The sequence below is a fragment of the Acidiferrobacter sp. genome, assembly GCF_054609335.1.
Map to the genome: position 1 here is coordinate 43,835 of NZ_JBTRWP010000013.1, position 23,447 is coordinate 67,281.

The 23,447-nt window shown below is 64.3% G+C and carries 27 protein-coding genes and 1 other RNA gene; 16 read left to right on the top strand and 12 right to left on the bottom strand.

Translation table 11 applies throughout. The features are described 5' to 3' along the window. Nucleotides 1-163: 163 nt before the first annotated feature. Together glnL and ntrC are read left to right on the top strand one after the other, a co-directional pair. Nucleotides 164-1,231 carry a nitrogen regulation protein NR(II) gene (glnL, locus tag ACYCTF_RS05145; RefSeq protein WP_461282070.1) on the top strand — a complete coding sequence of 356 codons (1,068 nt, stop codon included), beginning with the start codon at nt 164-166 and terminating at the stop codon, nt 1,229-1,231. Continuing rightward, nucleotides 1,215-2,606: a nitrogen regulation protein NR(I) gene (ntrC, locus tag ACYCTF_RS05150; RefSeq protein WP_461282069.1), complete on the top strand. Its 1,392-nt coding sequence runs from the start codon at nt 1,215-1,217 to the stop codon at nt 2,604-2,606. Before glnL ends, ntrC begins: the two co-directional genes overlap by 17 nt. On the opposite strand, the gene ACYCTF_RS05155 is transcribed toward ntrC, so the two are convergent. The 8 genes from ACYCTF_RS05155 to ACYCTF_RS05190 form a co-directional block, all read right to left on the bottom strand. Further along, a complete protein-coding gene (locus tag ACYCTF_RS05155; protein WP_461284589.1) occupies nt 2,587-3,198 on the bottom strand; it encodes an ABC-type transport auxiliary lipoprotein family protein in 612 nt (203 codons plus the stop codon). The two genes, ntrC and ACYCTF_RS05155, sit on opposite strands and share 20 nt — an antisense overlap. Nucleotides 3,199-3,201: 3 nt before the next feature. Continuing rightward, nucleotides 3,202-4,092: an MlaD family protein gene (locus ACYCTF_RS05160; RefSeq protein WP_461284590.1), complete on the bottom strand. Its 891-nt coding sequence runs from the start codon at nt 4,090-4,092 to the stop codon at nt 3,202-3,204. Then, on the bottom strand, nt 4,089-4,862 hold the full coding sequence (locus tag ACYCTF_RS05165) for an ABC transporter ATP-binding protein (RefSeq protein ID WP_461282066.1): 774 nt from the start codon (nt 4,860-4,862) through the stop codon (nt 4,089-4,091). The genes ACYCTF_RS05160 and ACYCTF_RS05165 overlap by 4 nt, the downstream gene beginning before the upstream one ends. Further along, nucleotides 4,859-5,929, bottom strand: coding sequence for an MlaE family ABC transporter permease (locus ACYCTF_RS05170; protein WP_461284591.1), 1,071 nt, complete (start codon nt 5,927-5,929; stop codon nt 4,859-4,861). The genes ACYCTF_RS05165 and ACYCTF_RS05170 overlap by 4 nt, the downstream gene beginning before the upstream one ends. 150 nt (nt 5,930-6,079) lie before the next feature. Then, the gene (locus tag ACYCTF_RS05175; protein WP_461282064.1) at nt 6,080-7,273 is read right to left on the bottom strand and encodes an FAD-dependent oxidoreductase; all 1,194 of its coding nucleotides are present in this window, start codon (nt 7,271-7,273) and stop codon (nt 6,080-6,082) included. Continuing rightward, nucleotides 7,270-8,481, bottom strand: coding sequence for an FAD-dependent monooxygenase (locus ACYCTF_RS05180; RefSeq protein WP_461282063.1), 1,212 nt, complete (start codon nt 8,479-8,481; stop codon nt 7,270-7,272). The genes ACYCTF_RS05175 and ACYCTF_RS05180 overlap by 4 nt, the downstream gene beginning before the upstream one ends. Further along, nucleotides 8,478-9,785, bottom strand: coding sequence for an aminopeptidase P N-terminal domain-containing protein (locus ACYCTF_RS05185; RefSeq protein ID WP_461282062.1), 1,308 nt, complete (start codon nt 9,783-9,785; stop codon nt 8,478-8,480). Before ACYCTF_RS05185 ends, ACYCTF_RS05180 begins: the two co-directional genes overlap by 4 nt. A gap of 64 nt (nt 9,786-9,849) precedes the next feature. Beyond that, a complete protein-coding gene (locus ACYCTF_RS05190; protein ID WP_461282061.1) occupies nt 9,850-10,350 on the bottom strand; it encodes a UPF0149 family protein in 501 nt (166 codons plus the stop codon). 140 nt (nt 10,351-10,490) lie between these two features. On the opposite strand from ACYCTF_RS05190, the gene ACYCTF_RS05195 reads away from it, so the two are divergent. From ACYCTF_RS05195 to ACYCTF_RS05230, 8 genes are all read left to right on the top strand, one after another. Further along, nucleotides 10,491-10,721, top strand: a complete 231-nt coding sequence (locus ACYCTF_RS05195) for a TIGR02449 family protein (protein ID WP_461282060.1) — start codon at nt 10,491-10,493, stop codon at nt 10,719-10,721. After that, on the top strand, nt 10,721-11,035 hold the full coding sequence (locus ACYCTF_RS05200; protein WP_461282059.1) for a cell division protein ZapA: 315 nt from the start codon (nt 10,721-10,723) through the stop codon (nt 11,033-11,035). Before ACYCTF_RS05195 ends, ACYCTF_RS05200 begins: the two co-directional genes overlap by 1 nt. 28 nt (nt 11,036-11,063) lie before the next feature. After that, nucleotides 11,064-11,245, top strand: a non-coding RNA gene (gene ssrS, locus ACYCTF_RS05205) — 6S RNA. 23 nt (nt 11,246-11,268) lie between these two features. Further along, nucleotides 11,269-11,850, top strand: a complete 582-nt coding sequence (locus ACYCTF_RS05210) for a 5-formyltetrahydrofolate cyclo-ligase (RefSeq protein ID WP_461282058.1) — start codon at nt 11,269-11,271, stop codon at nt 11,848-11,850. Next, a complete protein-coding gene (locus ACYCTF_RS05215; protein WP_461282057.1) occupies nt 11,847-12,632 on the top strand; it encodes a TIGR00282 family metallophosphoesterase in 786 nt (261 codons plus the stop codon). The genes ACYCTF_RS05210 and ACYCTF_RS05215 overlap by 4 nt, the downstream gene beginning before the upstream one ends. Beyond that, nucleotides 12,632-13,093, top strand: a complete 462-nt coding sequence (locus ACYCTF_RS05220; RefSeq protein ID WP_461282056.1) for an EVE domain-containing protein — start codon at nt 12,632-12,634, stop codon at nt 13,091-13,093. The genes ACYCTF_RS05215 and ACYCTF_RS05220 overlap by 1 nt, the downstream gene beginning before the upstream one ends. Further along, a complete protein-coding gene (locus ACYCTF_RS05225; RefSeq protein ID WP_461282055.1) occupies nt 13,090-13,758 on the top strand; it encodes a glutathione S-transferase in 669 nt (222 codons plus the stop codon). Before ACYCTF_RS05220 ends, ACYCTF_RS05225 begins: the two co-directional genes overlap by 4 nt. A gap of 11 nt (nt 13,759-13,769) precedes the next feature. After that, a complete protein-coding gene (locus ACYCTF_RS05230; protein ID WP_461282054.1) occupies nt 13,770-14,102 on the top strand; it encodes a hypothetical protein in 333 nt (110 codons plus the stop codon). A 19-nt stretch (nt 14,103-14,121) separates the two neighbouring features. Here the strand turns inward: ACYCTF_RS05230 and ilvA are convergent, their stop codons facing one another. After that, nucleotides 14,122-15,627 (bottom strand): threonine ammonia-lyase, biosynthetic, encoded by a 1,506-nt coding sequence (ilvA, locus tag ACYCTF_RS05235; RefSeq protein WP_461282053.1) that lies wholly within the window; start codon nt 15,625-15,627, stop codon nt 14,122-14,124. A gap of 150 nt (nt 15,628-15,777) precedes the next feature. Here ilvA and ACYCTF_RS05240 point away from each other — a divergent pair, with 150 nt between their 5' ends. Then, nucleotides 15,778-16,584 (top strand): phosphate/phosphite/phosphonate ABC transporter substrate-binding protein, encoded by an 807-nt coding sequence (locus ACYCTF_RS05240; protein ID WP_461284592.1) that lies wholly within the window; start codon nt 15,778-15,780, stop codon nt 16,582-16,584. Between the two features lie 19 nt (nt 16,585-16,603). Next, on the top strand, nt 16,604-18,628 hold the full coding sequence (locus tag ACYCTF_RS05245) for a putative bifunctional diguanylate cyclase/phosphodiesterase (RefSeq protein WP_461284593.1): 2,025 nt from the start codon (nt 16,604-16,606) through the stop codon (nt 18,626-18,628). A gap of 19 nt (nt 18,629-18,647) precedes the next feature. Here ACYCTF_RS05245 and ACYCTF_RS05250 read toward each other — a convergent pair whose 3' ends face one another. Continuing rightward, nucleotides 18,648-19,247, bottom strand: a complete 600-nt coding sequence (locus tag ACYCTF_RS05250) for a hypothetical protein (protein ID WP_461282050.1) — start codon at nt 19,245-19,247, stop codon at nt 18,648-18,650. Between the two features lie 188 nt (nt 19,248-19,435). On the opposite strand from ACYCTF_RS05250, the gene rpiA reads away from it, so the two are divergent. After that, nucleotides 19,436-20,092 (top strand): ribose-5-phosphate isomerase RpiA, encoded by a 657-nt coding sequence (rpiA, locus tag ACYCTF_RS05255; protein ID WP_461282049.1) that lies wholly within the window; start codon nt 19,436-19,438, stop codon nt 20,090-20,092. 23 nt (nt 20,093-20,115) lie between these two features. Continuing rightward, nucleotides 20,116-21,123, top strand: a complete 1,008-nt coding sequence (locus ACYCTF_RS05260) for an acrylyl-CoA reductase family protein (protein ID WP_461284594.1) — start codon at nt 20,116-20,118, stop codon at nt 21,121-21,123. Nucleotides 21,124-21,364: 241 nt separating this feature from the next. On the opposite strand, the gene trxC is transcribed toward ACYCTF_RS05260, so the two are convergent. Both trxC and ACYCTF_RS05270 read right to left on the bottom strand, forming a co-directional pair. After that, a complete protein-coding gene (gene trxC / locus ACYCTF_RS05265) occupies nt 21,365-21,793 on the bottom strand; it encodes a thioredoxin TrxC (protein WP_461282134.1) in 429 nt (142 codons plus the stop codon). Nucleotides 21,794-21,863: 70 nt separating this feature from the next. After that, entirely contained in the window at nt 21,864-22,346 is a 483-nt protein-coding gene (locus ACYCTF_RS05270; protein ID WP_461282047.1) for a tRNA (cytidine(34)-2'-O)-methyltransferase, read from the bottom strand. 316 nt (nt 22,347-22,662) lie between these two features. Between ACYCTF_RS05270 and ACYCTF_RS05275 the strand changes: the two genes are divergently transcribed. Both ACYCTF_RS05275 and ACYCTF_RS05280 read left to right on the top strand, forming a co-directional pair. Next, complete coding sequence (locus ACYCTF_RS05275) at nt 22,663-23,151, top strand: type II secretion system protein (protein WP_461282046.1); 489 nt, start codon at nt 22,663-22,665, stop codon at nt 23,149-23,151. 60 nt (nt 23,152-23,211) lie between these two features. Continuing rightward, nucleotides 23,212-23,447: type II secretion system protein (locus tag ACYCTF_RS05280; RefSeq protein ID WP_461284595.1), on the top strand; the 236-nt coding region annotated here is incomplete at its 3' end.

A 23,447-nucleotide genomic window follows, 5' to 3' on the forward strand; every position in this document is an offset into this window, starting at 1 on the left:
GTGAGTTGACGTTAACAATAATAAGATTCATTGTCATTTAACGCAAGAGGATTAGTATGCACTAATATAGAGCATTTGCCCCATTTTGGGATGGGCGTAGCGCCCGAAAATGGCGTATTTTGGGGGATGCGTCACTGGCCCGAATCTTGCCAAAGGGGATAGCGTGGTGAGTCCAGCGGAGAACATTATAGAGAATCTGACCACCGCGGTCGTTGTCGCGGATACGGCTTTGCGCCTTCAGGCCGTGAACCCGGCGACCGAGATGCTATTCGAGTTGAGCGCCAAGCAGATGGTCGGACAACAACTCCAGAGGCTGTGGCCGCAAACCGCCCCCCTCGTGAGCCTGTTCGCCGATACCTTGCAGACCGCCCATTCGTTCACGCGCCGTGGCCTGCCCTTACTGTTGCCGGGTCGCGAGGCCATCGTGGATATGACGGTCACCGCCCTCTTGCCGGGTCGCAATGTCGATAGGCGTGACGCCGCTTTGCTACTCGAGCTCACTCAGGTCGACCGGCTGCGTCGATTAGCGCAAGAGGAGGAATTGATGGATAGGCATGTGGCGCAGCGGGCCGTGGTTAGGGGCCTCGCGCACGAGATCAAGAACCCCCTTGGGGGTTTGCGTGGCGCAGCACAGCTCCTCGAGCGCAAGCTCACGGAGAGCGAGCGGGAGTACACGCGCATCATCATTCGCGAGGCGGATCGCTTGCAGAGTCTGGTGGACCGCTTGGCGGAACCTGCCCGTCCCTATCTGCAGGCGCAGGTCAATATCCATCAGATATTGGAGCATGTCCGATCGTTGTTGCTGGCGGAGGTCGGTGAGAATGTCGCCTTTCGGCGCGACTATGACCCCAGCATCCCGGAGTTCGCCGCCGACCCCGACCAACTTGTCCAGGCGATCTTGAATCTCGTGCGCAACGCCGTGCAGTCCTCGAGCCGAACTGTCGTATTGCGGTCGCGGATCGAGCGGCAGTTCACCATTGGCCAGCGGCGCCACAAGCTCGTGTTGCGTACCGAGGTCGAAGATAATGGGCCGGGCGTGCCGCAGGCCCTCCGCGACACCCTCTTCTACCCTATGGTGACCGGACGCGCCGAGGGCAGCGGTCTCGGTCTGTCGATCGCTCAGGACATCGCCCGCAGACATGGCGGGCTCATCGAGTATGTGAGTCGTCCGGGACGGACGGTTTTTACGTTGTTTCTTCCTCTGAGGCAGGACTATGACGCGACAGGATAGCGTATGGATCATAGACGATGATGAATCGATCCGGTGGGTGCTGGAAAAGGCTTTCCAGCAGGCCGGCATGGCCACGCGTTGCTTCACGGGCGCGAGTATGGCCTTGGACGAGCTGCGGGATGAGACGCCGGATGTCGTGATCACGGATATCCGCATGAGCGGGCTTTCAGGGCTCAAGCTGCTCGAGTCCATAAGCCACACCCAGCCGTCGTTGCCCGTGATCGTCATGACGGCGCATTCTGACCTCGACAGTGCGGTGGCGGCTTATCAGGGCGGGGCCTTCGAGTATCTCCCGAAACCATTCGATGTCGACCACGCGGTGGGTCTGGCGCGCTACGCCATAGAGCACCGGCGTCAAGGGCAGGTGACTCATGCCGAGCGCCCCGAGGAGCCCCCTGAGATCCTGGGAGCGGCGCCTGCCATGCAGGAGGTATTCCGTGCTATCGGCCGGCTATCGGGCTCGCATATTACGGTCCTGATCAATGGCGAGTCGGGCACGGGCAAGGAGCTGGTCGCGCGCGCCCTGCATAATCATAGTCCAAGGTCGCGCAACGCCTTCATCGCCCTCAATATCGCCGCCATCCCTGCGGGCCTCCTCGAATCGGAACTCTTCGGCCACGAGCGGGGGGCCTTCACCGGGGCCTTGACGCAGCGGCGCGGCCGTTTCGAGCAGGCCGACGGCGGGACCTTGTTCTTGGACGAGATCGGTGACATGCCTTCCGACCTGCAGACGCGACTCCTGCGGGTCTTGTCGGACGGGCAATTCTATCGTGTCGGCGGTTGTGAAAAGATTCGCACCAATGTCCGTGTGATCGCGGCGACCCATCAGAATCTCGAACAGCGCGTCGCCGACGGCCTTTTCCGCGAAGACTTATTTCATCGGCTGAACGTCATTCGTGTCCATGTACCGCCGTTGCGCGAGCGGCGGCAGGACATACCGGTGCTTGCCAGGCACTTCTTGGCCGCCGCGGCGACCGAACTTAATGTTGAGGCGAAGGTCCTCGCGCCGGAGGCCGAACAGTATCTCTGCAAGCTGCCGTGGCCGGGGAATGTGCGTCAGCTCGAGAACACATGCCGATGGCTCACAGTCATGGCGCCTGGTCGCACGATTCGCATCGCGGACCTGGCTCCGGAACTGAAGGAGGTCGATCCTGCACAAACGGGCGTCGACTGGCGCGCGGGCCTGCGCATGATCGTTGAGCAGAGGCTCGCTCTGGGGGAAAAGGGGGTCTATACGGATCTAAGCACCCAGTTCGAGCAGACGCTCATCGAGGCTGCGTTGCGCCACACCGGGGGCCGCAAGCAGGACGCCGCCCGGCGCCTCGGCCTCGGCCGCAATACCTTGACGCGCAAGCTCAAGGACCTGGATCCTTGACGCCCCTTGAGTGCGTGGCAAGACGCACGAAAGCGGCGCTTGCCTGTCGCGCAAGTTCGCTCAAGCCGGTCACGGCACCTTGCGCATCGGGCGCGCAGGACTGGCGCAGGTTTACGGTCTGGCGTGCGAGGACTTGGCCCGTTGCGATATCGTAGAGGCGGGCGCTCGCCGTAAGTCGCACGAAGGCGTGGTGCGGCGCCGTGAAGTCTTGATCGAAGCGCGACAGCACGATGACTAGGCGATCGATGTGACTCGGAGGCTGCGCTCCGAACGCGGGCATCGCCCCGAGCCGCCAGCGAACGCGTGCCTTCAGCAAGGTGGCAGGCGGTGCGACCCAGCGGTTCTGCGCGTAGATGTGGAGGGCCGTGGGGTCCTTGTAGAGCAGCCGATAGTGGATGGTGGTGCCGGAAAGCCAAGGCAGGCTTTTGGCGCGCACGATGACGGGTGGGGCGTCGGCTAGCACGGCGTGGGCGCGCAGCGGCCCGAAGTCGTGATCGGTCAGTATTTCCGGGGCGCGTGACGGAAACAGGCTGCAGCCGGCGAGGCCTGCCACCATCAGGATGAGGGGAAACGCGCTAGCACTTTTCGTCATGATTCAAGGACCCTCTTTGTAACCTTTTTCTCCTGGCCCCGGCGCGCGTGGCCGGGCGCCGAGCAGAAGTTCGCGGGGGTGGTGGCGTAGCGAGCGGCTGAGGCGCTGAACATCGGCGGCGGCGCTCGCCAAGCGGTCGAGGGCGCGGTTCACCTTCGGAAGCGTGCGTGTTAGCACGACATCGCTCGCCCCCTGCGCGGTCTGGCTCAAGATTTTCAGGTGCTGGCTTAAGGCGCGCACCTGCCTGGTGAGCCCGGCCATCTGCGTAAGCGTCCGATTGGCCTCGTCTTCCATGGCGGGCAGGCGCCCGGCGGCGCGATTAAGCCGCGTCGTGAGTGCGCTCCACTGGCGACTCGCCTGCGCAGCGCGGGCGAGGACCGCGGCCAGATGACGTTGGTTGGCGGGGCCCAGGGTTTGCTCGAGATCGCGGCTTAGGATATTCAGCTGGCGCGCCGCGTCGGTGCCGGCGTGTTTTAAGCGGGAGAATAGCGACGGATGCATCGGGATGCGCGCGGGATGCGCGGCCGATGTCGGCAGTGGGCGCATGTCTGCGTTTGTGTTCAGCTCAAGCGCGGACATCCCGGTCACGCCTTGCAGTTTCAGTTGCGCGTACGTGCCGTGCGTGATCGGTATGTCCTGGTCGACCGCGATGGCAATCAGGATCTTGCGAGGATTATGCGGGTCCACGGCTATGCGTTTGACGATACCGGCGGTGATCCCCCTATAAAACACCGTGGATTGTGCCCGCAAGCCGAATACGTTGCCTTGGGTGACCACGATATAGGGGAGCTTGCGTTCATGGCTGCCGCCGATCCAGATTACGGCCATGAGGATGGCCGCGGTGAAGACCACCACGAATAGACCGGTGCGTAGCGCATAGGATCGGTTATTCATAAGGCCGCGCTCCTGAACACACGTTGTCCCCGCTCACCCGAGAACATGGTCGCCACGAAGGGGTGCGGACTTTCGGCGACCGCCGCCGGTGTTCCGCGCGCGACGATGCGATTGTCGGCTAGGATCGCGAGCGCCGTGCAGAGATCGTGCATGAGGTCGAGGTCATGGGTGATCACTACGGCCGTGAACCCGAGCTCGCGATGGAGGCCTTGAAGGTGGTGCACGAAGGCCTGGGCTGTGACCGGATCGAGACCGGACGTGGGCTCATCGAGAAACAAAAGCTCCGGCTCCAGGGCGAGCGCGCGGGCGAGGGCAACGCGCTTGACCATTCCTCCCGAGAGTTCCGCAGGTAGGCGCAAGGCCACCTCGGGAGCGAGCCCCACTTGTGCAAGCTTCATGTAGACAAGATCACGGATCAGTGCGGGCTCGATGGCGCGCGATTCCTGCAGTGGGAAGGCCACGTTTTCGAAGACGGTGAGGGCACTGAAGAGCGCGCCGCCTTGAAACAGTACGCCACAGCGATTGCGTAGCATGGCGAGCGGACCGGGCCCGATCCGATCCAGGCGCTCGCCGAACAGGCTGACATGCCCCGCGCTTGGTTGATCGAGGCCGATCATCTCCCGCACGAGGGTCGTCTTGCCGCTGCCTGAGCCGCCGACCAGACCCAGGATCTCTCCGCGAGCGACCTGCAGATCGATGTCCTCGTGGACGACATGTCGCCCGAAACGTGTCGTGACACGAGCCATATCGATGATGATGTCTGGGCTCATGGCAGGCCAACGCCTCGGAACGCGATTGCGAACAGGGCATCGACGAATATGACGGCGGTTATGGCCGTGACGACCGCATTGGTGGTTTCCACGCCGAGGCTCAGGGTGTTGGGCTGGATGCGCAGCCCGAAGTGGCAGGCAATCAGCGCCACGACGATGCCGAAGACTACCCCTTTCACGATGCCTAGCAGGAAATTGACGACTGGAACCGCGGATGGGATGGCGTGAAGGAAGCTCGGTATGCTGATCCCGAGGATGACGTGGGCCGCCACCATGCCGCCGAGCAGCCCGATGGCGTCCGTCCATATCACGAGCAGAGGGAGCGCGATCGCGAGCGCCACGATCTTCGGCAGAATCAGGCGCACGGTCTGGGAGATACCCATGGCCGAGAGGGCATCTAGCTCCTCAGTGAGGCGCATGACGCCGAGTTCCGCCGCCATCGCTGAACCCGAGCGTCCGGCCACCAGGATGGCCGCGAGCAGTGGCCCGAGCTCGCGCATGACGCTAAGACCCAATATATTGACGATGAAAGACTGGGCCCCGAAGGTCTGGAGCTCAAGCGCTGAAAGATAGCTCATGACGATCCCGACGAGCGCCCCGACCAGTGCCGTGATACCGAGCGCGCGCACTCCTGCCTCGTATATGGTCGCTGAGATGTCTTTCCACGGGATGCGACTTGGTTGGCGAAGCAGTTGTCCGCTATCGAGCGCGATTTGGCCCACGAGCGCCGTGAAGTCGAGCGCGTGCGACCAAAGCGCGCGCTCAAGCGCCATCAAGGTGTTGAGCAGTCCCGCGCCTACATGTGGAGGTGTATCGGGGGGCGCTTGTCGCTGCGACCATCTCTCGCAGAGTGTTACGTGTTCGGGGCGGACCTCGATTGCCCCGCGGCGCGTGAAGCCCTGGAGGCGCCAGAGGACGAGGGCCCCGACATTATCGAGGGCTTGTACCTCGCGGCAGTCCCAGACGACTTGGTTGCCCTCTTCAACGTATCTTCGCAGCTCCGAGGCCAAGACCCCGGCGCGCCCGTCGATGCCACGTAGTGTCCAGTGCCCCGTGAGCACGACCACGTTGCGCCCGCGCTCGTCGTGGCGCGCGGTATAGCCCGCGGCATCCAGGCGCGCCCCAGCCGCTGCCTGTTCGCCCCGACCGTCTATGATGCCCTCGTTCGTAACGCCGCCCTCGCCCGCCTCTCTCGTCGTGACATCATACCAAGGCCACTACGGGGCGTCATGGGTGAGCCTGGGCGTCGTAGCACCCGCCGCTCCCATGAAAAAGGTCTTGAGCAGAGGCAAGGTGTCGGTAACGTTGAGTCCTGCGCTCAGTATCGCGCGTGCCCATGCCCTGTCGGTGCGAAACGCGCGATTGAGGAGATCGGTCGCCACGAGCATGGCCAGGTTCTCCGCCTTGCGTTCTCGCTCGTAAGCCCGCAGGACGCGACGGCTGCCAGGATCGGTCGAGCGTGAGCGGGCGCTTTGTAGCGTCCTGATAAGCGTGTGTGCGTCAGCGAGTCCCAGGTTCACCCCTTGCCCGGCCAAGGGGTGCACGCGATGCGCAGCATCGCCCACAAGCGCGAACCGTGGACCTGTATAGTGCCGTGCATGGGAGGCGACCAACGGGAAATAAGCCCGCTCGCCCTCGACGTGCAGGGGTCCGAGATGATCCCCGAAGGCGTCTTGCAGGGCCCGCGCAAAGTCCGCGTCGGAGAGCGTGCGCAGGCGCAGCGCCTCTTGGTCGGCCGCAGACCAAATCAGGGAGGCGCGATGCGCATCGGGCAGCGGCAGGAGCGCGCAGGGCCCGTTGGCCAAGAAACGCTGCCATGCCACACCCTCATGCGCATTCCCTAGGCGAATATCGGCGCACACCGCGGTCTGGCCATAGCGATACTGAAGGACCGGCACGCCCAGTTGCTCCCGGATCACCGACTGCGCCCCATCGGCTGCGATCAAAAGCCGCGCGCGGATGCGCCGACCCCCTTTCGTGACGACTTCCACCCCGGAGTCGGTTATGACCACTCCTTCGCCGCGTTCCTGGACCCAGGCCCCCGCGAGCGCCCGCGCCTTCTTGCGCAGCGCCGCCTCGAGCAGTCCGTGGTTTACGATGGCCCCGAGATCCTCTTCGCCCAGATCCGCGCTGTCGAACCGGAGTCTTCCGCGGCCGCTACGATCGAGAATCTGCAGGGCATGCAACGCCGCAGGCTCCACGTCCTCAAGCGGCCAAAGCCCCAGGTCGGACAGGTGCTGGAGAGATGCCCGGCTGAGCGCGCTCGTCCGTGTCGAGGCGCCTTCATCCCCGGTCTGGGCATCGACCACTCCGACTTCGAAACCGCGTACGGTAAGCGCGTGACTAAGGCAGGCCCCGACGGCCCCCGCGCCGACGATGACGACATCAAGCACGCGCTGGCGGCCGGTCATGGTTTGATCCCTCGAAAGAGTTTGGGCAGTGGCGCCTTGAGCCCCATGGTGCGCACCGCCAGCATGCGCTTCAAGGCGGGAACGCCATCCACCAGATTCAAGGCCAACGCGCGCGCGATTGCCACGGGACCTAGGCGCTGCGCGAAGACCCGCACCAATCCGTCGGTAAAGTGTGTGGTATTGGTGACGTCCGCCTGCCGGACTTGCGCGTAACTCCGAAGCCATGCGGCGTCGCCATAATCGGCGCCGCCGCGGACCGCCTCTGCTAGTCGCTCGGCGAGCACCGCGACGTCTCGCAACCCCAAATTGAAGCCCTGGCCCGCGACCGGGTGCAGGGTGTGGGCGGCGTTGCCAATCAATGCCATGCGCGGCGCGACCCATTCCCGGGCATGCTGGCGCATCAAAGGAAAGCGCAGACGGGGGCTCGCGGCTAGTATGCGGCCTAGGCGGTCGCCAAAAGCCTTCGTCAGGCGGTCGCGGAACGGGTCCTCGTCGAGGCCCTGCCATTCGGCCGCGTCGGGACGGCTTATGACGAAAGTATAACGATCGTCGCCGATCGGTAATGCCGCGATCGGACCATCGGGGGTGAAGCGCTCGAAGGCGGTGGTCGGGCGCGGCGCCGATACCCGGCAGTTGCTCACGATCGCTTCGCGTCCATAGTCGTGGCGATAAACGCCGATGGCGCATGCGCCACGTACCGCCGAGTGTGTCCCGTCGGCCCCCACGAGTAGCCGGCATTCGAGGCGTTCCCCTTCCTGTTCGCCGGCCAGCGTCACGATCGCATATTCGTCGTTTGTCGTCATGCCCGCGAAGCGACCACGCCGCAAGGTCACCCCGGTTTCGCTCAGCGCTTCGTATAGGGCCGCGAGCAAGGCGCCGTTGCCGGTCACGAAACCGAGCGCATCGACCCCGAGTTCGTCTGCGAAGAGGTGTGTGAGCCCCAATCGCCCGGCGCGGTCCGATACCTCGATCTCAGTTATGGGTTGAAAGTCCTTGCGGGATAGGCGGGACCATGCGCCGAGCGTCGCCAACGCCCGCTTGGAGCCCTGGGCGATCGTGAAGGTCCGGTCGTCGGTCCGCGGCTTGGGCGCATGAGGCGCCGGGTCGAGCAGACAGATGTCGAGCGGCAGATGGGCGAGTGCGAGCGCGAGGCTTGCTCCCACGAGGCCGCCGCCGCATATCACGATATCGTGGCGAGGGATCTTCAAAGGCCTTCGGCTCGCAATGCCTCGATGTCTTCGGCGCGTCTCGGCAGGGTTTGGCTCAAGATTTCGTGGCCCTTTTTTGTAACGAGCACGTCATCCTCGATACGGATCCCAATATTCCGGAAGCGTTCTGGAATATCGTCTCCGCCAGGGATGTAGAGCCCCGGCTCCACGGTCGTAACCATCCCCGGCTCAAGAACGCGCGCGGCGCCGCCTACCTTGTAGTCGCCCACGTCATGCACGTCCATTCCAAGCCAGTGGCCGGTCTTGTGCATATAGAACCGCTTATAGTCCCCGTTTTCGATCAAGCCCTCCACGCTCCCCGACAGCAGTCGCAGGTCGACCAAACCTTGCGTGAGGACCTTGACTGCCGTCTCGTGGGCAGCCGGCCATTCCCGGCCGGGCCCAATCACTTCAAGGGCGGCCCCGTGCGCGGCGAGCACGACATCGTAGAGGGCTCGTTGCTCGGGGGTGAATCGCAACCCTACCGGAAAGGTGCGCGTTATGTCTGACGCGTAGCCATCTATCTCGCAGCCCGCATCGATAAGGACGAGCGTGCCGTCCTTTAGGGGGGCGTCATTCTCCGTGTAGTGAAGGATGCAGGCGTTTGCGCCGCCCGCCACGATCGGTGGGTACGATGGATAGGAGGATCCACCCCGACGGAATGCGTAGAGAAGCTCCGCCTCGAGCTCGTATTCGTAGAGACCGGGAGCGCATGCGCGGATGGCGCGCCTATGGCCCTCGGCTCCGACCGCCGCCGCCTTTCGCATGACGGCGATCTCCTCGGCTCCTTTCGTGAGCCGCATCTCGTGAAGGATGTGGTTGGGATCCACGAATTCTTCCGGGGCGCGCACGCCCGACCGCGCCTTGCTCCGGACCTCGTTCACCCAGTCCAGTACGCGGCCGTCGAATTCCGGGTGGCGTCCCATGCTGTAGTAAACGCGCCGTCGGTCCTCTAAAAGCCCCGGAAGGATGTCGTCGATGTCGTCTATAGGGAAGGCGTCGTCGGCGTCGTATCGAGACACGGCGCCCTCGGGGCCCGCACGTCGGCCCTGCCACTGTTCCTTGTCCGGGTCCCGATCGCGACAAAAAAGCAGGAACTCGCCTTGCGTGCGCCCTGGGACCAATACCGCGACCGCCTCGGGCTCGGGAAAGTGCGTGAGATAATAGAAGTCGCTGTCCGGGCGATAGGTGTATTCGACGTCGCCGTTGCGCGGCCGTACCGGGGAGGTTGGTATGATGGCGATGGCCTCACCCATGAGGCCCATGAATTCGGCGCGACGGCGTCTGAAGGCGTTTTTGTCCATGGCGGTATTATGCCCGAAGTCGGCGCGAGCGCCACGTCTGCGGGGCCACGGGTCGTAGCGGCCCTTAGTTCGCCACCTCTTCATAGATCAGCTGCACTGCGACGCGCAGATATTCGACGACTTCCACCAGATCCGAGTCGCCGATCGTGCCGCTGGCTTCAGCAAGGTCTCCGATATCGGCCAAGGCTTCGCCCACGACGTCCGGGTAGTCGCCGGCCTCTTTGTCGCGATCATGAAAATAAAATCCGGCAACGAAGCCGTGACACCATTCGGTAAGTGCGCGGCTGCGCTGAACCGCCGGCAGCTCCTCGTTCGGCAGCAGAGGCTCGAGCCCGAGCTCGGCTTCGGCCAGGGTGTCCGCCAAGTGGCGGCGGGCGAGCTCCAGCGCATCGATCAGTTCGGCGTCATTTTCGTGCGCGCCCAAGGCCGCGATCGCGGAGGCATCATCAAGGATCCCGGCGCACGCAAGTCCCGTCAATACGCCATGGGCCTCAGACGCGCCGAGCGTCACGTCAGCTTGTTCCAGGACCGCAGTCCACGTGTCATATGAGAGGTCGTCTAGCATCCCTCTATTCTATCCGATCCCGCCGCCACGCGCCCTTGCGGGCCCTTCTTTTGCCGGCGATAGACCACGCCCCATGCCCCTGGACAAGCCCCTCCCGGCGGACGTTGACCCCGGCGGCTGTCGGTTCTATAGTGGGCCCCATGAGCGGCGAATCTCCTACCGATGCAGATGCGCTAAGTCGCTTAGAGCGTCGGGTTGAGGATTTGGTCGCGGCCTATCGGCGACTGCAGGAAGACAACGCGACATGGCGTTCACGCCATCAGGCCTTGTCGGCGGAGTATGTGCGACTCAATGAGCGCACGCGGACCGCACGTAGTCGTGTCGAGGAGATGATTGGGCGGGTTGCGGCTTTGACTCGCGAAGGGCGCTGATGGCGGGTCAAAAGGAGACGGTCCGCATCTCCGTGCTCGGTAAGGAGTTCGCGGTATCCTGTCCGGAGGACGAGCGGGATGCCTTGGTCAAAGCGGCGCGTTATGTCGACCTGCGTATGCAGGAAGGTCTACGCGGTGTGCGGCCGGTCACCATGGAGCGGCACGCGGTCATGGCGGCGCTCAACATGGCCTATGAGCTTTTGCGATTGCGGGAGCAATCCGTTTCGACGTCGAGCGAGTGGGTAAAGCGCGTTACGGTACTCGCCGACACGGTCGAAGAGGTTTTACGAGACGAGTTAAAGGAGCGGCCTTGAAGTGGGTGAAGGTCGCTTACGGGTTTGGCGCCCCCTGCGGTGTTCGTAGCCATTCCGTGCCCCTGAACCTATAACTCTTGCCTCGGGAACCACGATTCCAGGTGCTGTTGTGCATGTCCGCCTCGAGCGGAAAGCCTGAAGGGCCTGGACGTGTCCCACTTGAACCGTTGGTTCGAGGCAAAGAATAGTTACGGCACAGGCGGAGGGCGCCTCTATCTTGCAGCGCGAGTTCCATGCATGAAAAACACGGTCTGCGGCGCGGATTGCGTGCGCGTCGCGCGGCGATCGGGCCGCTCGCGCGCGTGGCGAGCGCAAGGAGTGTGGCTCGGCACGGCGCGCAACTTTTGCGGCGCGCCCGTCATGTCGGCGCTTATTGGCCGATAGGTGCGGAGCTCGATCCGCGGCCTCTGGCACGCGCCCTTATGCGCACGCGCCATATCCTCTATCTTCCGGTCGTGGCGAGAAGACCCGGTCGCCCGCTTTCCTTCCTTCCTTGGCGGCCCCCCTTTACGCCGGGACCGCTCCATATCCCCGAACCGCGCTGGGGCCGCAGGGCGTGCGCGCGGCGACTCGACGCGGTCCTGGTGCCGGTCGTAGGCTTCGACGCCCGCGGCTGGCGCTTGGGGCAGGGTGGCGGCTATTACGATCGGACCTTCGGCTTTGTTGCACGCAAGACGCGAGGGGGCCCACTCTTGATCGGTGTCGCCTATGAGTGTCAGCGCCTTGTGTCGGCCCCCCGCGAGGGTCACGACGTGCGCCTCCATGCGGTGCTTACGGAGCGGCGTTTGTATCGGGCGCGGCCCATGATGGCATGAATATCTTATTTATCGGCGATGTCGTGGGCGACGCCGGGCGCCGGGTTTTGCTGGATCGGCTCCCGATTTTGCGGGAGCGCTTCAAGATCGATCTTGCCATCGTGAATATCGAGAATATCGCCGGAGGTTTCGGCGTCACGGAAAAGATTGTGCGCGAGTGCCTTGCGCACAAGATCGATGTGCTGAGCACCGGCAATCATGTGTTCGACAAGCGCGAGGCCGTGGACTTGGTGGGTCGCGAGCCTCGACTGCTGAGACCGCATAATTATCCGGCGGGGACGCCGGGGAGCGGTTGGTACGTGGGCGAGACGCGCGCGGGCGAACCATTTGCGGTCTTGAACGTTATGGGAACGGCATTCATGCACCCGGTCCTCGATTGCCCGTTCACCTCGGCGCGCGCGGCGCTTGCGGCCAAGCCTGAGGGCGTGAAGACGGTGCTCGTGGATTGCCATGCTGAAACAACCAGCGAGAAGATGGCCATGGGGTGGTTTCTCGACGGACAGGTGAGTGCGGTCGTGGGCACCCATACGCACGTGCCGACCGCCGATGAGCGCATTCTGCCCGGTGGCACCGCCTATATCTCGGACGTCGGTATGACCGGATGTTACGACTCCGTGATCGGCATGAACAAGGACAAAGCCTTGCGGCGCATGTTGCAAAAACTGCCGGAACGATTGGAGGCCGCCGAGGGACCGGCGACCCTCTGCGGCGTGGTCATAGACGTGGATGCCAAGACCGGTCGCAGTCGCGGGATCCAGCGCCTTTCTGTGCGCGAGGGCTGATGGCGTATTGGCTTTTCAAAAGCGAACCGAGTTCGTTTTCGCTTGAGGATCTGATGGCGCGCGGTGGTCCCGAGCCGTGGAGCGGCGTGCGCAATTACCAGGCGCGAAACTTCATGCGCGCTATGCGCGTGGGGGATCTTGGTTTCTTCTATCACTCGAGTTGCGCGACGCCTGCCATTGTGGGCGAGGTCGAGGTCGTGCGCGCGTACTACCCGGATGCCACCGCGCTCGATCCGCAGGATCATCACTACGACCCGCGCGCCCAGGCCCACCCGGAGCTCTGGTCCATGGTCGACGTTGCGTTTCGCAGCCGCTACCCTAAGCCCGTGAGCTTAAGCTGTCTCAAGGACTGTCCGCCACTTTCCGGGATGCGCCTCCTTGCGCGCGGCAACCGACTGTCGATCTTGCCTGTGACCGAAGAGGAGTGGTGCATCATCCGCGGGCTTGCCGGCGTTGTATGAGGCTATACCACTTCTGGTTTGAGCCTGCCTCCGAGCGCATTCGGCTCGCTCTGGGCGCCCGGGGGGTCGAATATGAACTCATCGTCCCGGACTATGACGACGACGAGACCTTTTTCGAGATGGGGGTCGCGCGCCAGACGCCCATCGTGCAATGGGATGATGGGAGGGTCCAAGCGGATTCGTGGGCGACCTTGCGCGACATCGACCAGCAGGGCTCGGGAGTGCCGCTCTTTTCTTCCCTGCAGGAGGAGCAGTGGTGCGCCTTGCAGGCGTGGCGCGAGAAGGCCGCCAGCCTCTTGGAAAGGCTTTATGCGCCGGTGCGTCCGGCCTATCGCGGTCTGGGTGACGTCGCAGCCCATCTCGCCTCGTACAAGACCTCTACCGCGGCACGCTTCGGTGCGACCCTGGAGGAGTTGGCCAATGACCGTTATGGGACCTACGCGCAGCTCGACGCCTTGACCCAGTTCAAGGATTTGGGCGCGTTTCTCGCCCAGCATCGCTTCTACGCGCAGACGTTCTCGGCGGCGGATATCGTGCTTACCGCTGACCTTTTCGCGCTGCAGCTTCTCGACGGCATCACCCTGCCGATCGATATCATGTATTATTTCGAGCGCGTTCAGGGCGTCTGCGGGGTCGATCTGCGTGACGGCTTGATCGGACATTGATGGGAGGGGTCATGACTCTATGTGAACTTTTGAGTTACCTGGATCGCGAGTCGGGCTATCCCGCGCTTGACGGGGATTGCGATGAGACCATCAAGAAGGCGTTGGCAGGTTCCCATAAGGACCCCTTGGCCGGCCAGATCGTCGTGGCGATGGCTCAGAATGCCGCCGGACCCACGGCAGACGCGGCCATTACGCGCGCGCAGGCGACCACGGCGCTTGGGCCCTTGCGCCTGAAGGCGATGCGCGAGGATGTCTCCGGTCACGATCTTAAGCGCATGGAACGTACCGTGCACGCCATCGACGGCGCCTTCAACGATGAGGCCTTGGCGGCCCGCGGGTCGTAACGCTCGGGACGGTGGCCGTCTAGCGAAGAAACAAGCGATAGGCTGCGTTGTCGGTCTCGTCTTGGTAGTCCATGCCGAGAGTTTCAAGGAACGCCGGCAACTGCTTTCTCTCGGCGGGCGGGACCTGCATGCCGATCAGGACCCGTCCGTAGTCGGCGCCGTGGTTGCGATAATGGAAGAGGCTGATGTTCCAGGCCTTCCCCATGGCGTTCAGGAAGCCCATCAGGGCCCCCGGCCGATCCGGAAACTCGAACCGATAGATGAGTTCGTCGTCCACCGGACAACGGCCTCCGACCAGATGGCGCACGTGCAGCTTGGCCATCTCGTTGTCGGTCAGATCAAGCACCTTGTAGCCCGCCTCGGCGAGGCTTGCAAAGAGTCCGCCCGCATCCTCGCCCTCCGCTACCTGTATCCCCACGAAGACATGGGCTTCGGCAGGTCCCGAATACCGGTAATTGAACTCACTGATATTGCGCTGACCTATGAGTCCGCAGAATTTTCTGAAGCTCCCCGGCACCTCGGGGATGGTCGCCGCGAACACGACCTCACGCCTCTCGCCGATCTCGGCGCGTTCGGCCACATGCCGGAGCCGGTCGAAGTTCATGTTGGCGCCCGAGGCGATACCGATGAGCGGCCGGTCTCCCGGGTGGGCGGCCGCATAGGCCTTGAGGCCCGCCACCGCGAGCGCCCCCGACGGCTCCACGATCGACCGCGTGTCTTCGAACACGTCTTTGATGGCAGCACAGATTGCGTCGTTGCCGACTACGAGCACTTCGTCGACCAGACGGCGCGCGATGCGAAACGGCTCGCGCCCCACCTGGCGGACCGCGACACCATCGGCGAAGGTCCCCACGCGGTCGAGGACGACGCGGCTGCCCTCCCGCAGCGAACGCGCCAGCGCATCGGCATCGGCCGGCTCGACACCTATGATCCGGATGTCGGGGCGCAGGGACTTCACATAGAGGGCGATGCCCGCGATCAACCCGCCGCCGCCCACCGGCACGAAGATGGCCTCGATGTCCCCGGGATGTTGTTTCAGGATCTCCATGCCGATGGTCCCTTGGCCGGCAATGACATCGGGATCATCGTAGGGATGGATAAAGGGCAGCCCTTGCTTCTCGCTCAGGCTCCGGGCGTGGGCGTAGGCGGCATCGTAGTTGTCCCCTTGCAGCACGACCTCGGCCCCCAAGGCGCGCACTGCCTCGACCTTGATGCGCGGCGCCATAGTTGGCATGACGATGACCGCGCGTATGCCGAGCCGCCGTGCGGCAAGTGCCACGCCTTGAGCGTGATTGCCGGCCGAAGCGGTCAACACCCCTCGCGCTCGCTCTTCGGCGCTCAGGTGGGCGATCTTGTTGTAGGCCCCGCGCAGCTTGAAGGAGAAAACGGGCTGCATGTCCTCGCGCTTTAAGAGCACGGGCCGGCCGAGCCGGCGCGACAACATGCCGGCCGTCGAGAGCGGGCTTTCGACGGCCACGTCATAGACGCGGGCCTTGAGGATGCGTTTGAGGTAGTCGCGTGTCATCGATGCGGTCTTCGCGCGAGCATAGCAGAGCCTACCCCGCAGGACCACCGGAACCGTTCGCCTCCGCCATGGGTCCCTCGGCGAGACCGGTCCGTGCGCCGGTAGCGGACCGGAGCGCATCGTCTATAGTTGGCCAAGAGGTATCGATTTATGGCGATTCTTAAGCGAGTCCTTCCCGTCATCGGGGCCGCCCTCGCGCTAGGCGCTTGGGTGGGCGTGGCTTGCGCCCGGGTCGCGCCGCCTGTGCTCACGATCGGCATCGTACCCCAGGCCTCGCCGTGGGTGACCGCCGAGCATTGGACCCCGATCGTGCAGGCCTGGTCGAGGGCCGCCGGTGTCCGCCTCGTGTTGCGCACTGCACCTACGATCAGCCGCTTCGAGCGCCGCATCGCGCGCGGTGCGTATGATCTTGTGTATCTGAATCCCGCCGACTATCTCCGTTACCGGGGGCGCTACCGGGCGTTTGCCCGCGGGACGGACCCGCTGCAGGGCATTTTGGTCGTGCGCCGCGGCGGCCCCCTGCGGCGGCCAGCCGACCTCGCCCACAGGGTGATCGCCTTCCCGGCGCGCCATGCTTTGGCCGCCTCCATCGAGCCACGCCGCGCCCTGCATGCCCTCGGCATCCCCTTCCGCGTCCATTACGCGGGCTCGCACGACGCCGTCTATAGGGGGGTTGCCGCGGGCCTCTTCGCGGCCGGTGGCGGGGCGCGCCAAACCTACGATGCGCTCGCCGCTTCCTTGCGCAAGCGGCTGACTATCGTGTGGGCCGGGCCCAAGAGCCTGCCGCATCCCTTTGCTGCGCGCCGCACCTTGCCGGCAGCGCTCGTGCGACGCCTAGCGGTAGCACTCCTGCGCCTGCCCGGTCTCGCCCCAGGGGCCGTCAAGCGTCTCGGATTCGCGGGTTTCCGCACGACCCGCGACCGGGACTACACGCGCCCCGGCGCTGTGGCGCGCTGACCCGGGTATAGAGGAGCGCATGTCCTTTCGTACGAAGATGATCGTCGGTATTGCGCTCATTCAGGCCTTGTTCCTGTTTGCAATCCTCATGAGCAGCCTCGAGGTCCTGTCGCAATCGCGCGCTCAAGCTTTGCGGGTCCGTGCGGTGGGCGATGCTCAATTGTTCGCGACCGCCGCCGCCAATGCCCTTGTGAGCGAGGACATGGGCGCTTTACAACGCATCGTGCGCGCGGTGGCGCGTAATCGCGGGGTGTTCTATGCCGCGGCCTGGGACGGGAGCGGGCGGCGCCTAGCCCACGTGGGGCACGATCCGGGGCGGCCGGGGGCGTTGCGGGCGCGGGTCGACGTCAAGGTCGGTGGCGTCTCCTACGGCACGGTCGAGGTGGGACTCATGCAGGGGGGTTATGGGCGGGTGCTTGCGCAGGCGCGCCGCCGCATCATCGCCATCGCCTTGGCCGAAATGCTGCTGGTCGGGCTCGCATCTTGGTTTTTTGGGCGTTACCTCATACGCCATATTGCCGCTGTCGAGGCCGGTACCGCACGTATCGCGCAAGGCGAATTTGGCTTCCAGCTCCCCGTGGACGGGCACGATGAGTTGGCGCGCATGATCGAGGGGTTTAACGCCATGTCGACGCAGCTCGAGGCCTTGCAGGCCGAGGCCGCGCGCCGCCACGCGGAGGTCCTGACCTTGAACGAGCGCCTTGAGGAGCGCGTCCATGAACGGACCGAGGCCCTCGCGGTCGCTAATCGCGAACTCGAATATCTCGCTATGCACGATCCTTTGACCGGGTTGCCCAACCGCATCCTCCTGCAAGACCGCCTGCTGCAGGCGATACGCAGCGCAAGCCGGGAGCCCGCGCCGTTCGCGCTCTTGGTCATCGATCTCGACGGCTTCAAGGATGTGAACGACAGCCTGGGGCACCAAGCGGGCGATAGCCTCCTGCAGGAGACGGCGACGCGCCTTCTGCGTGAGTTGCGTCAGTCCGATACCGCCGTGCGTCTCGGCGGGGACGAATTCGCGGTCCTGTTGCCGACGGTGGCGACCAAGGAGGCTGCGGAAACCGTCGCCCGCAAGCTCTTGCGGGCCCTGGCGGAGCCGGTCTGGCTCAACGATGCGAGCGTGCGCGTTGCGGCAAGCTGCGGCGCGGCGCTTTTCCCGGTGCATGGGGGCGAGGTGGGCGACCTCTTGCGGCGCGCCGATCGCGCGATGTACGAGGCCAAGCGTGCACGGCAAGGTTTTCTGCTCTTCGCGCCGCGTATGGAAGAAGAGGGAGATGACCGCCTGCGGTTGCAGGCCGACCTGGAGCACGCGATCCAGCACGGGGGGCTCGTCTTGCATTATCAACCCAAGGTCGATCTCATGACGGGCAAGATCTCGGGGGCCGAGGCCCTGGTTCGCTGGAATCATCCGACAGAGGGCCTCCTTGCGCCCGCGCGTTTCATCCCCTTGGCTGAGCGCGCCTGTCTCATAGGACCCTTGACGCTCTGCGTCCTGCGCCTTGCCGTCACCCAGGCGCGCGCATGGGTCGACCAGGGGTGGCCGCTTACGATCGCGGTGAATGTGTCGGCCGTCAATCTCGATGACGAGGAATTCGTGGGTCGGGTGGAACATATCCTGAAGGAGTCGGGTGTCTCGTCCGATTTGATCGAACTCGAGGTCACGGAGACTGCATTGATGCGCGATCCCGAGCGGGCGCAGGCGGCTATACGAGCTCTGAGCGATCTCGGGATTTGCGTCTCCATCGACGATTTCGGGACGGGCTATTCCTCGATGGCCTATCTCCGCAAACTCGCGGTCGCCCAGATCAAGATCGACAAGTCCTTCGTGATGGATATGGGCGTCAGTCGCAATGACAGCGTCATCGTGCGCTCCATTATCGATCTCGGCCATTCCCTTGGCCTCCGGGTCGTGGGGGAAGGCGTCGAGACCGCCGAGTCGATGGCGGCGCTCGCGAGTCTCGGCTGTGATTATGCGCAGGGTTATCATCTCGCGCGCCCCCTTGAGCCGGAGGCCTTCGACGCCTGGCGGCGGGCGAATCCGTAAGGACGCCCCGGATCTCGCGCTAACGCCCGTACCCCAGGGTCACGAGCACCATGTCGGCATCGCGATAGCCGAATTTCGCGGATTGCTGGAAGGTAATATGGTTCCACCGTATGCCGACCCGCCATCGCCGGGAAAGCCGTTCGAATGCGGATAGCGACACGAGAAGCGAGGCGTGGTAGCCGTTGGTCCTGACACCAGGGCGGATGTCGTGGGTCGTATTCAGGACCTCGGGTCCCAGGGCCAGGGTCACGAGCAGGCGTTTGGTCACGCTGCGCGTCAGTCGGTATTCGGCGAAGACCCCGTCGGTCCCGTGATTGACACCTTCGTTCAGGTAGCCCGCTTCCCAGACGGACCCCGCGTAATAGGTCATGCCGGCCACGCCGAACTTCTTCCCCGGCTCGTTGGCGATGCCCAGGCCGCCTCCGAGTACTAGCGCCGCTTGTGCCACGACGGGGCCGATGAGCCACGCGAGCAGCAGGATGAGGCGCGGTCCCGTGGCGGGCCGGTGCCCCCCAAGGCGCGGGTTTGGGTCGGGTTTGCGGCCCCGTTTTGGCGGCGGGACGGTTCGTTTGAATAATAAATTGTAGCGCAAACTAACGGTGTGACCATGCTTATCCATCCGTGGGCTCCATAAACTCTGTCGAATTTCAGCCGGTTTGGGCGAGGCCGAACAGAGCCTTTGACCGGATGCACCTGCCCGGGGTTTCGGGTCAGCCCAGCGTCCCGTCGCCGCGAAGAGGGCCGCTGGTCGGATAGGGCCGCCAGGCTGATCTTTCTTTCACGCCGACGCCCAGGTATCCTCGCATTATGACGCAAGATGACATGAAGAAGGCGGCGGCCGAGGCCGCCCTCGAATTCGTGCCCCGCGGGGGCGTGATCGGCGTGGGGACTGGCAGCACCGCCAACCACTTCATCGATTGCCTGGCGACCGTGAAGGGCCGCCTGGATGGCGCCGTGGCGAGTTCCGTAGCCACCGCCGAGCGCCTGAAGCGGCACGGCATCCCGGTCATGGACCTGAACGAGGTCGGAGCGCTCGCCCTCTACGTCGACGGCGCCGATGAGGCGACCCCGCATCGCGCCCTGATCAAAGGGGGAGGCGGGGCGCTTACGCGCGAGAAGATCGTGGCGGCGGCCAGCCGCTCGTTTGTGTGTATTGCCGATGAGGGCAAATTGGTCGACGTCCTGGGCCACTTTCCGTTGCCCATCGAGGTGATACCGATGGCGCGCAGCTTTGTGGCGCGCGAGATTGTCGCTTTAGGGGGCGAGCCCGTCTTGCGCCAGGGCTTTCAGACCGACAACGGCAATATCATCCTGGACGTTCACGGACTCAAGATCCTCGATCCCGTGGCGCTCGAGGAACGCTTGAACAACATCACAGGGGTCGTGACCAACGGCCTCTTCGCGCGCCGCGGCGCCGATATCCTCTTGCTTGGAACCCCCCAGGGCGTACGTCGCCTGCCTTAGGCGTGCTGGGCGGGGAGAACCCCATGAACGAGACCTTCGATGCCTATGTGATCGACCGGGGCGCGGACGGGGCGCTTGAGGCCGGCCTCAAGCGGTGTCCCCTGCGCGAACTCGGCGTATCCGGCGTTCTGATCCGTGTTGCCTTTTCCAGCCTCAATTATAAGGATGCGCTCGCGGCGCGTGGGGCGGCGGGCATAGTCAATCGCTTCCCGCATGTGCCCGGCATCGACGCCGCCGGGCTTCTGGTTGACGCTCGTGAAGCGCAGCCCGTGTTCGTGACGGGCTATGGTCTCGGCACCGAGATGTGGGGCGGCTATGGCGATTATGTGCGGGTTCCGCCCGAGTGGGTCCACCCCATACCCGCAGGCCTTACGATGCGCGAGGCCATGATCCTCGGCACCGCCGGATTCACGGCAGCTTTGAGCGTTGACGCCCTCTTGCAGGCCGGTGTCGATCCTGCGGGCGGCGAGATCCTGGTTACCGGTGCCACAGGCGGGGTCGGCACCCTAGCCGTCATGCTGCTCGCACGCCTCGGGTTTACGGTGGTGGCCCAGACCCGCAAACCGGCGCAGGAGGCCTATCTCCGGGGTTTGGGTGCAGCCGCGATCCTGCCGCGGGCCTCAGACGACGAAACGACCGCCGGCAAGGCCCTCGGCAAGGCGCGCTTCGCGGGGGCGATCGATACCGTCGGCGGTGCGGTCCTGGCCGGCGTCTTGAAGGAGATCGGCTATGGCGGGGCGGTGGCGACCTGCGGCATGGCGGCCGGGACGCGTTTCGAGGGCTCGGTGTTTCCGTTCATCCTGCGCGGCGTGAAGCTCCTTGGCATCGATTCCGTGCAGTGTCCGCGGCCGGTCCGCGAGGCCCTCTGGGCGCGCCTGGCGACAACCTGGAAACTGGCCGACCTCGCGGCGATCGCGCGGGTGATAGACCGCCAGGGCCTGGGGTCGGCGATCACCGAGATGCTCGCGGGAGAGCGGATCGGCCGCACCCTGGTTGCTCTGGACCCCAAAGAGGCCCGGCCGTCCCCTTAAGAACAGCGTAACCGGGGCTTGCTCGGCATGGACCGCGCGCTCGTCTAGACTTGCAGGACCGGCGGCCATCGTGGCTGCAGAGGAGTGTCCATGCGTATTGCCTATTTTGCTCTCGGTCTCATCTTTCTGAGCGGCCCCGCGTTCGCCCTCATGCCGGCGCCTCTCGCACGCCACAATGACCGTCCAAGCCAAAGCGGAAGCTCCGGGTCGTCCCATCACAAGCCCCCGCACACCCAGTCCTCTAGAGGTGGGGAGCGATCCAACCCTTGAGGCGATTGGCGTCCATGGCCCCGGCCGTGCGGGCCACCTCGCGGCCGCCTTTGAAGACCGCAAGCGTAGGGATGCTGCGTACGTCGTAGCGGCCGGCGAGCGCTTGGTGCTCCTCGGTATTGACCTTTACAAAGCGCGCCTTCAGTTTCAGGTCGGTGGCCACTTGCGCGAACACCGGGGCCATCATGCGGCACGGGCCGCACCAGGGGGCCCAGAAATCGACCAGGATCGGGAGGTCGTCGCCCGAGATCAGGCGCGCGAACGACTGTTCGTTCGCATTGATGGGCTCGGCCATGATGAGCGGCTTATGGCAGGCCCCGCATTGGGGGTTGTGGGCCAGACGTTCCTGCGGGACCCGATTCTTTTGGCCACAGTGCGGGCACACGAGCTGTTTGATCATCACGCGCCTTCCTCCAAAATCACCCTTATGTCCACCTATGTGGGGTCGGGAGACACGGCTTTCCAGCCCTTTATTCGCCGCCCGCGAAGCCGTGCTGTCGCCAGGCCTCAAAGACCGCCACTGCCACGCTGTTGGAGAGATTCAAGCTGCGGTTGCCGGGCCGCATCGGCAGCCTGAGCCGCTGCTCGGCCGGCAGGGACATCAGGAGGTCCTCGGGCAGGCCCCGGGTCTCAGGCCCGAACAGCAAGGCATCCCCGAATTCATAGCGGGCCTCGGTGTAGAGGCGCTGCGCGCGGGTCGAGAAGGCCCAGATACGCCGTGGAGCGGCATCCCGCAAAAAGGTCTCCATGTCCGGATGGACGCTGAGCGTCACCCACTCGTGATAATCAAGCCCCGCGCGGCGCAGCTGTCGGTCTTCGAGGGTGAATCCGAGAGGCTCGATGAGATGGAGGCCCGCCCCGGCGTTGGCGCAGAGCCTGATGACATTGCCGGTATTCGGCGGGATTTCGGGTTCGAAGAGGACCACATGCAAGGCAGGAGCGGTGTTTGGCATAAGTGCTCGCTATCACTATAAACCGGGTTCATGATAACCTCGCGTTCGCCGAGCCCGTTAAGCCGGGGCGCGGACGGGACTTGAGGACTGTGGCCTGTGGGCGAGTGTACCTTGTCCCAGGGTGATCCCGGTTTCTGGCAAGCGTTATCACAGGGGATGAGTGTCGGATCGTGTCAGAAGAACGCGAGAAATCGTTCCGGCACGTTTCCTGCATCGGTAGAGGCAGGTTGTTGGTAGGACGACGGCAATGGTTGCCGCCTTCGAGCCTGACACTCGGGATTTATCAAAATACGTTCTAGGAATAGGGGGATTGGATATGAAACGGCAACAGGCGGGCTTTACCTTAATCGAATTGGTGGTAGTCATAATCATCCTGGGAATTTTGGCCGCGGTCGCCTTGCCGAAGTTCATGGGCTTGAGCACTGATGCGCGGGTGTCGGTCGTAAACGGCCTGAATGGTTCGGTCGCGGAGGCGGCAGACATGGTCCACGCCTTGGTCGAGGTCAACAACACGCCAACCGGTGGGACGTTGACCCTGGCGGACGGCACGGCGATCAAGACACAATACGGCTACCCGGATACAAGCAGCAGCGGCATACTTTTGGCTCTGCAGGATGCGACCACGGCGCCATCGCAATCCTTCCCCTTCACTCTTGTGTCGACGACCACGACCGCAACCTTCGAGTACACGCCGCCGAAGGGGGTCGCGAACACCAGCTGCGAAGTCGTCTATACGCTGAATAAGCCTGTGGCCCCGGCGACGGTGGGGTCCGTGAGCGTCCTGCCCACGACAGGCGGCTGTTAAGGCGGTTCCCGGGCCCCGGGATTCCCTGGGGCCCATGTTTTCTCGCCTATGGGCACGCGAATGGCTGGATTTCTGGACATGGATCGCGACGGCAGCCCGGGTGCGCCCGACCGAGGGAGTGCTGTCCCAGTCGTCGCCATCGCAGGCTACACCTTGCTCGAACTCGTGGCCGTGCTCATCGTGGTGGGTATCCTGGCCGCGGTACTCGCACCCCAATTCATCGATGGTTCGGGGTTCACGGGGCAGACGACCGCTGACAAGCTGCTGGTAGCGGCTCGCTATGCCGAGACCTTGGC

Coding starts and splice junctions, on each gene's coding strand:
- ntrC (WP_461282069.1), top strand. CDS start 1,215: ATGACGCGACAGGATAGCGTATGGATCATAGACGATGATGAATCGATC.
- ACYCTF_RS05155 (WP_461284589.1), bottom strand. CDS start 3,198: ATGACGAAAAGTGCTAGCGCGTTTCCCCTCATCCTGATGGTGGCAGGC.
- ACYCTF_RS05160 (WP_461284590.1), bottom strand. CDS start 4,092: ATGAATAACCGATCCTATGCGCTACGCACCGGTCTATTCGTGGTGGTC.
- ACYCTF_RS05165 (WP_461282066.1), bottom strand. CDS start 4,862: ATGAGCCCAGACATCATCATCGATATGGCTCGTGTCACGACACGTTTC.
- ACYCTF_RS05175 (WP_461282064.1), bottom strand. CDS start 7,273: ATGACCGGCCGCCAGCGCGTGCTTGATGTCGTCATCGTCGGCGCGGGG.
- ACYCTF_RS05185 (WP_461282062.1), bottom strand. CDS start 9,785: ATGGACAAAAACGCCTTCAGACGCCGTCGCGCCGAATTCATGGGCCTC.
- ACYCTF_RS05190 (WP_461282061.1), bottom strand. CDS start 10,350: ATGCTAGACGACCTCTCATATGACACGTGGACTGCGGTCCTGGAACAA.
- ACYCTF_RS05195 (WP_461282060.1), top strand. CDS start 10,491: ATGAGCGGCGAATCTCCTACCGATGCAGATGCGCTAAGTCGCTTAGAG.
- ACYCTF_RS05200 (WP_461282059.1), top strand. CDS start 10,721: ATGGCGGGTCAAAAGGAGACGGTCCGCATCTCCGTGCTCGGTAAGGAG.
- ACYCTF_RS05210 (WP_461282058.1), top strand. CDS start 11,269: ATGCATGAAAAACACGGTCTGCGGCGCGGATTGCGTGCGCGTCGCGCG.
- ACYCTF_RS05215 (WP_461282057.1), top strand. CDS start 11,847: ATGAATATCTTATTTATCGGCGATGTCGTGGGCGACGCCGGGCGCCGG.
- ACYCTF_RS05220 (WP_461282056.1), top strand. CDS start 12,632: ATGGCGTATTGGCTTTTCAAAAGCGAACCGAGTTCGTTTTCGCTTGAG.
- ACYCTF_RS05225 (WP_461282055.1), top strand. CDS start 13,090: ATGAGGCTATACCACTTCTGGTTTGAGCCTGCCTCCGAGCGCATTCGG.
- ACYCTF_RS05230 (WP_461282054.1), top strand. CDS start 13,770: ATGACTCTATGTGAACTTTTGAGTTACCTGGATCGCGAGTCGGGCTAT.
- ilvA (WP_461282053.1), bottom strand. CDS start 15,627: ATGACACGCGACTACCTCAAACGCATCCTCAAGGCCCGCGTCTATGAC.
- ACYCTF_RS05240 (WP_461284592.1), top strand. CDS start 15,778: ATGGCGATTCTTAAGCGAGTCCTTCCCGTCATCGGGGCCGCCCTCGCG.
- ACYCTF_RS05245 (WP_461284593.1), top strand. CDS start 16,604: ATGTCCTTTCGTACGAAGATGATCGTCGGTATTGCGCTCATTCAGGCC.
- ACYCTF_RS05250 (WP_461282050.1), bottom strand. CDS start 19,247: ATGGATAAGCATGGTCACACCGTTAGTTTGCGCTACAATTTATTATTC.
- rpiA (WP_461282049.1), top strand. CDS start 19,436: ATGACGCAAGATGACATGAAGAAGGCGGCGGCCGAGGCCGCCCTCGAA.
- ACYCTF_RS05260 (WP_461284594.1), top strand. CDS start 20,116: ATGAACGAGACCTTCGATGCCTATGTGATCGACCGGGGCGCGGACGGG.
- trxC (WP_461282134.1), bottom strand. CDS start 21,793: ATGATCAAACAGCTCGTGTGCCCGCACTGTGGCCAAAAGAATCGGGTC.
- ACYCTF_RS05270 (WP_461282047.1), bottom strand. CDS start 22,346: ATGCCAAACACCGCTCCTGCCTTGCATGTGGTCCTCTTCGAACCCGAA.
- ACYCTF_RS05275 (WP_461282046.1), top strand. CDS start 22,663: ATGAAACGGCAACAGGCGGGCTTTACCTTAATCGAATTGGTGGTAGTC.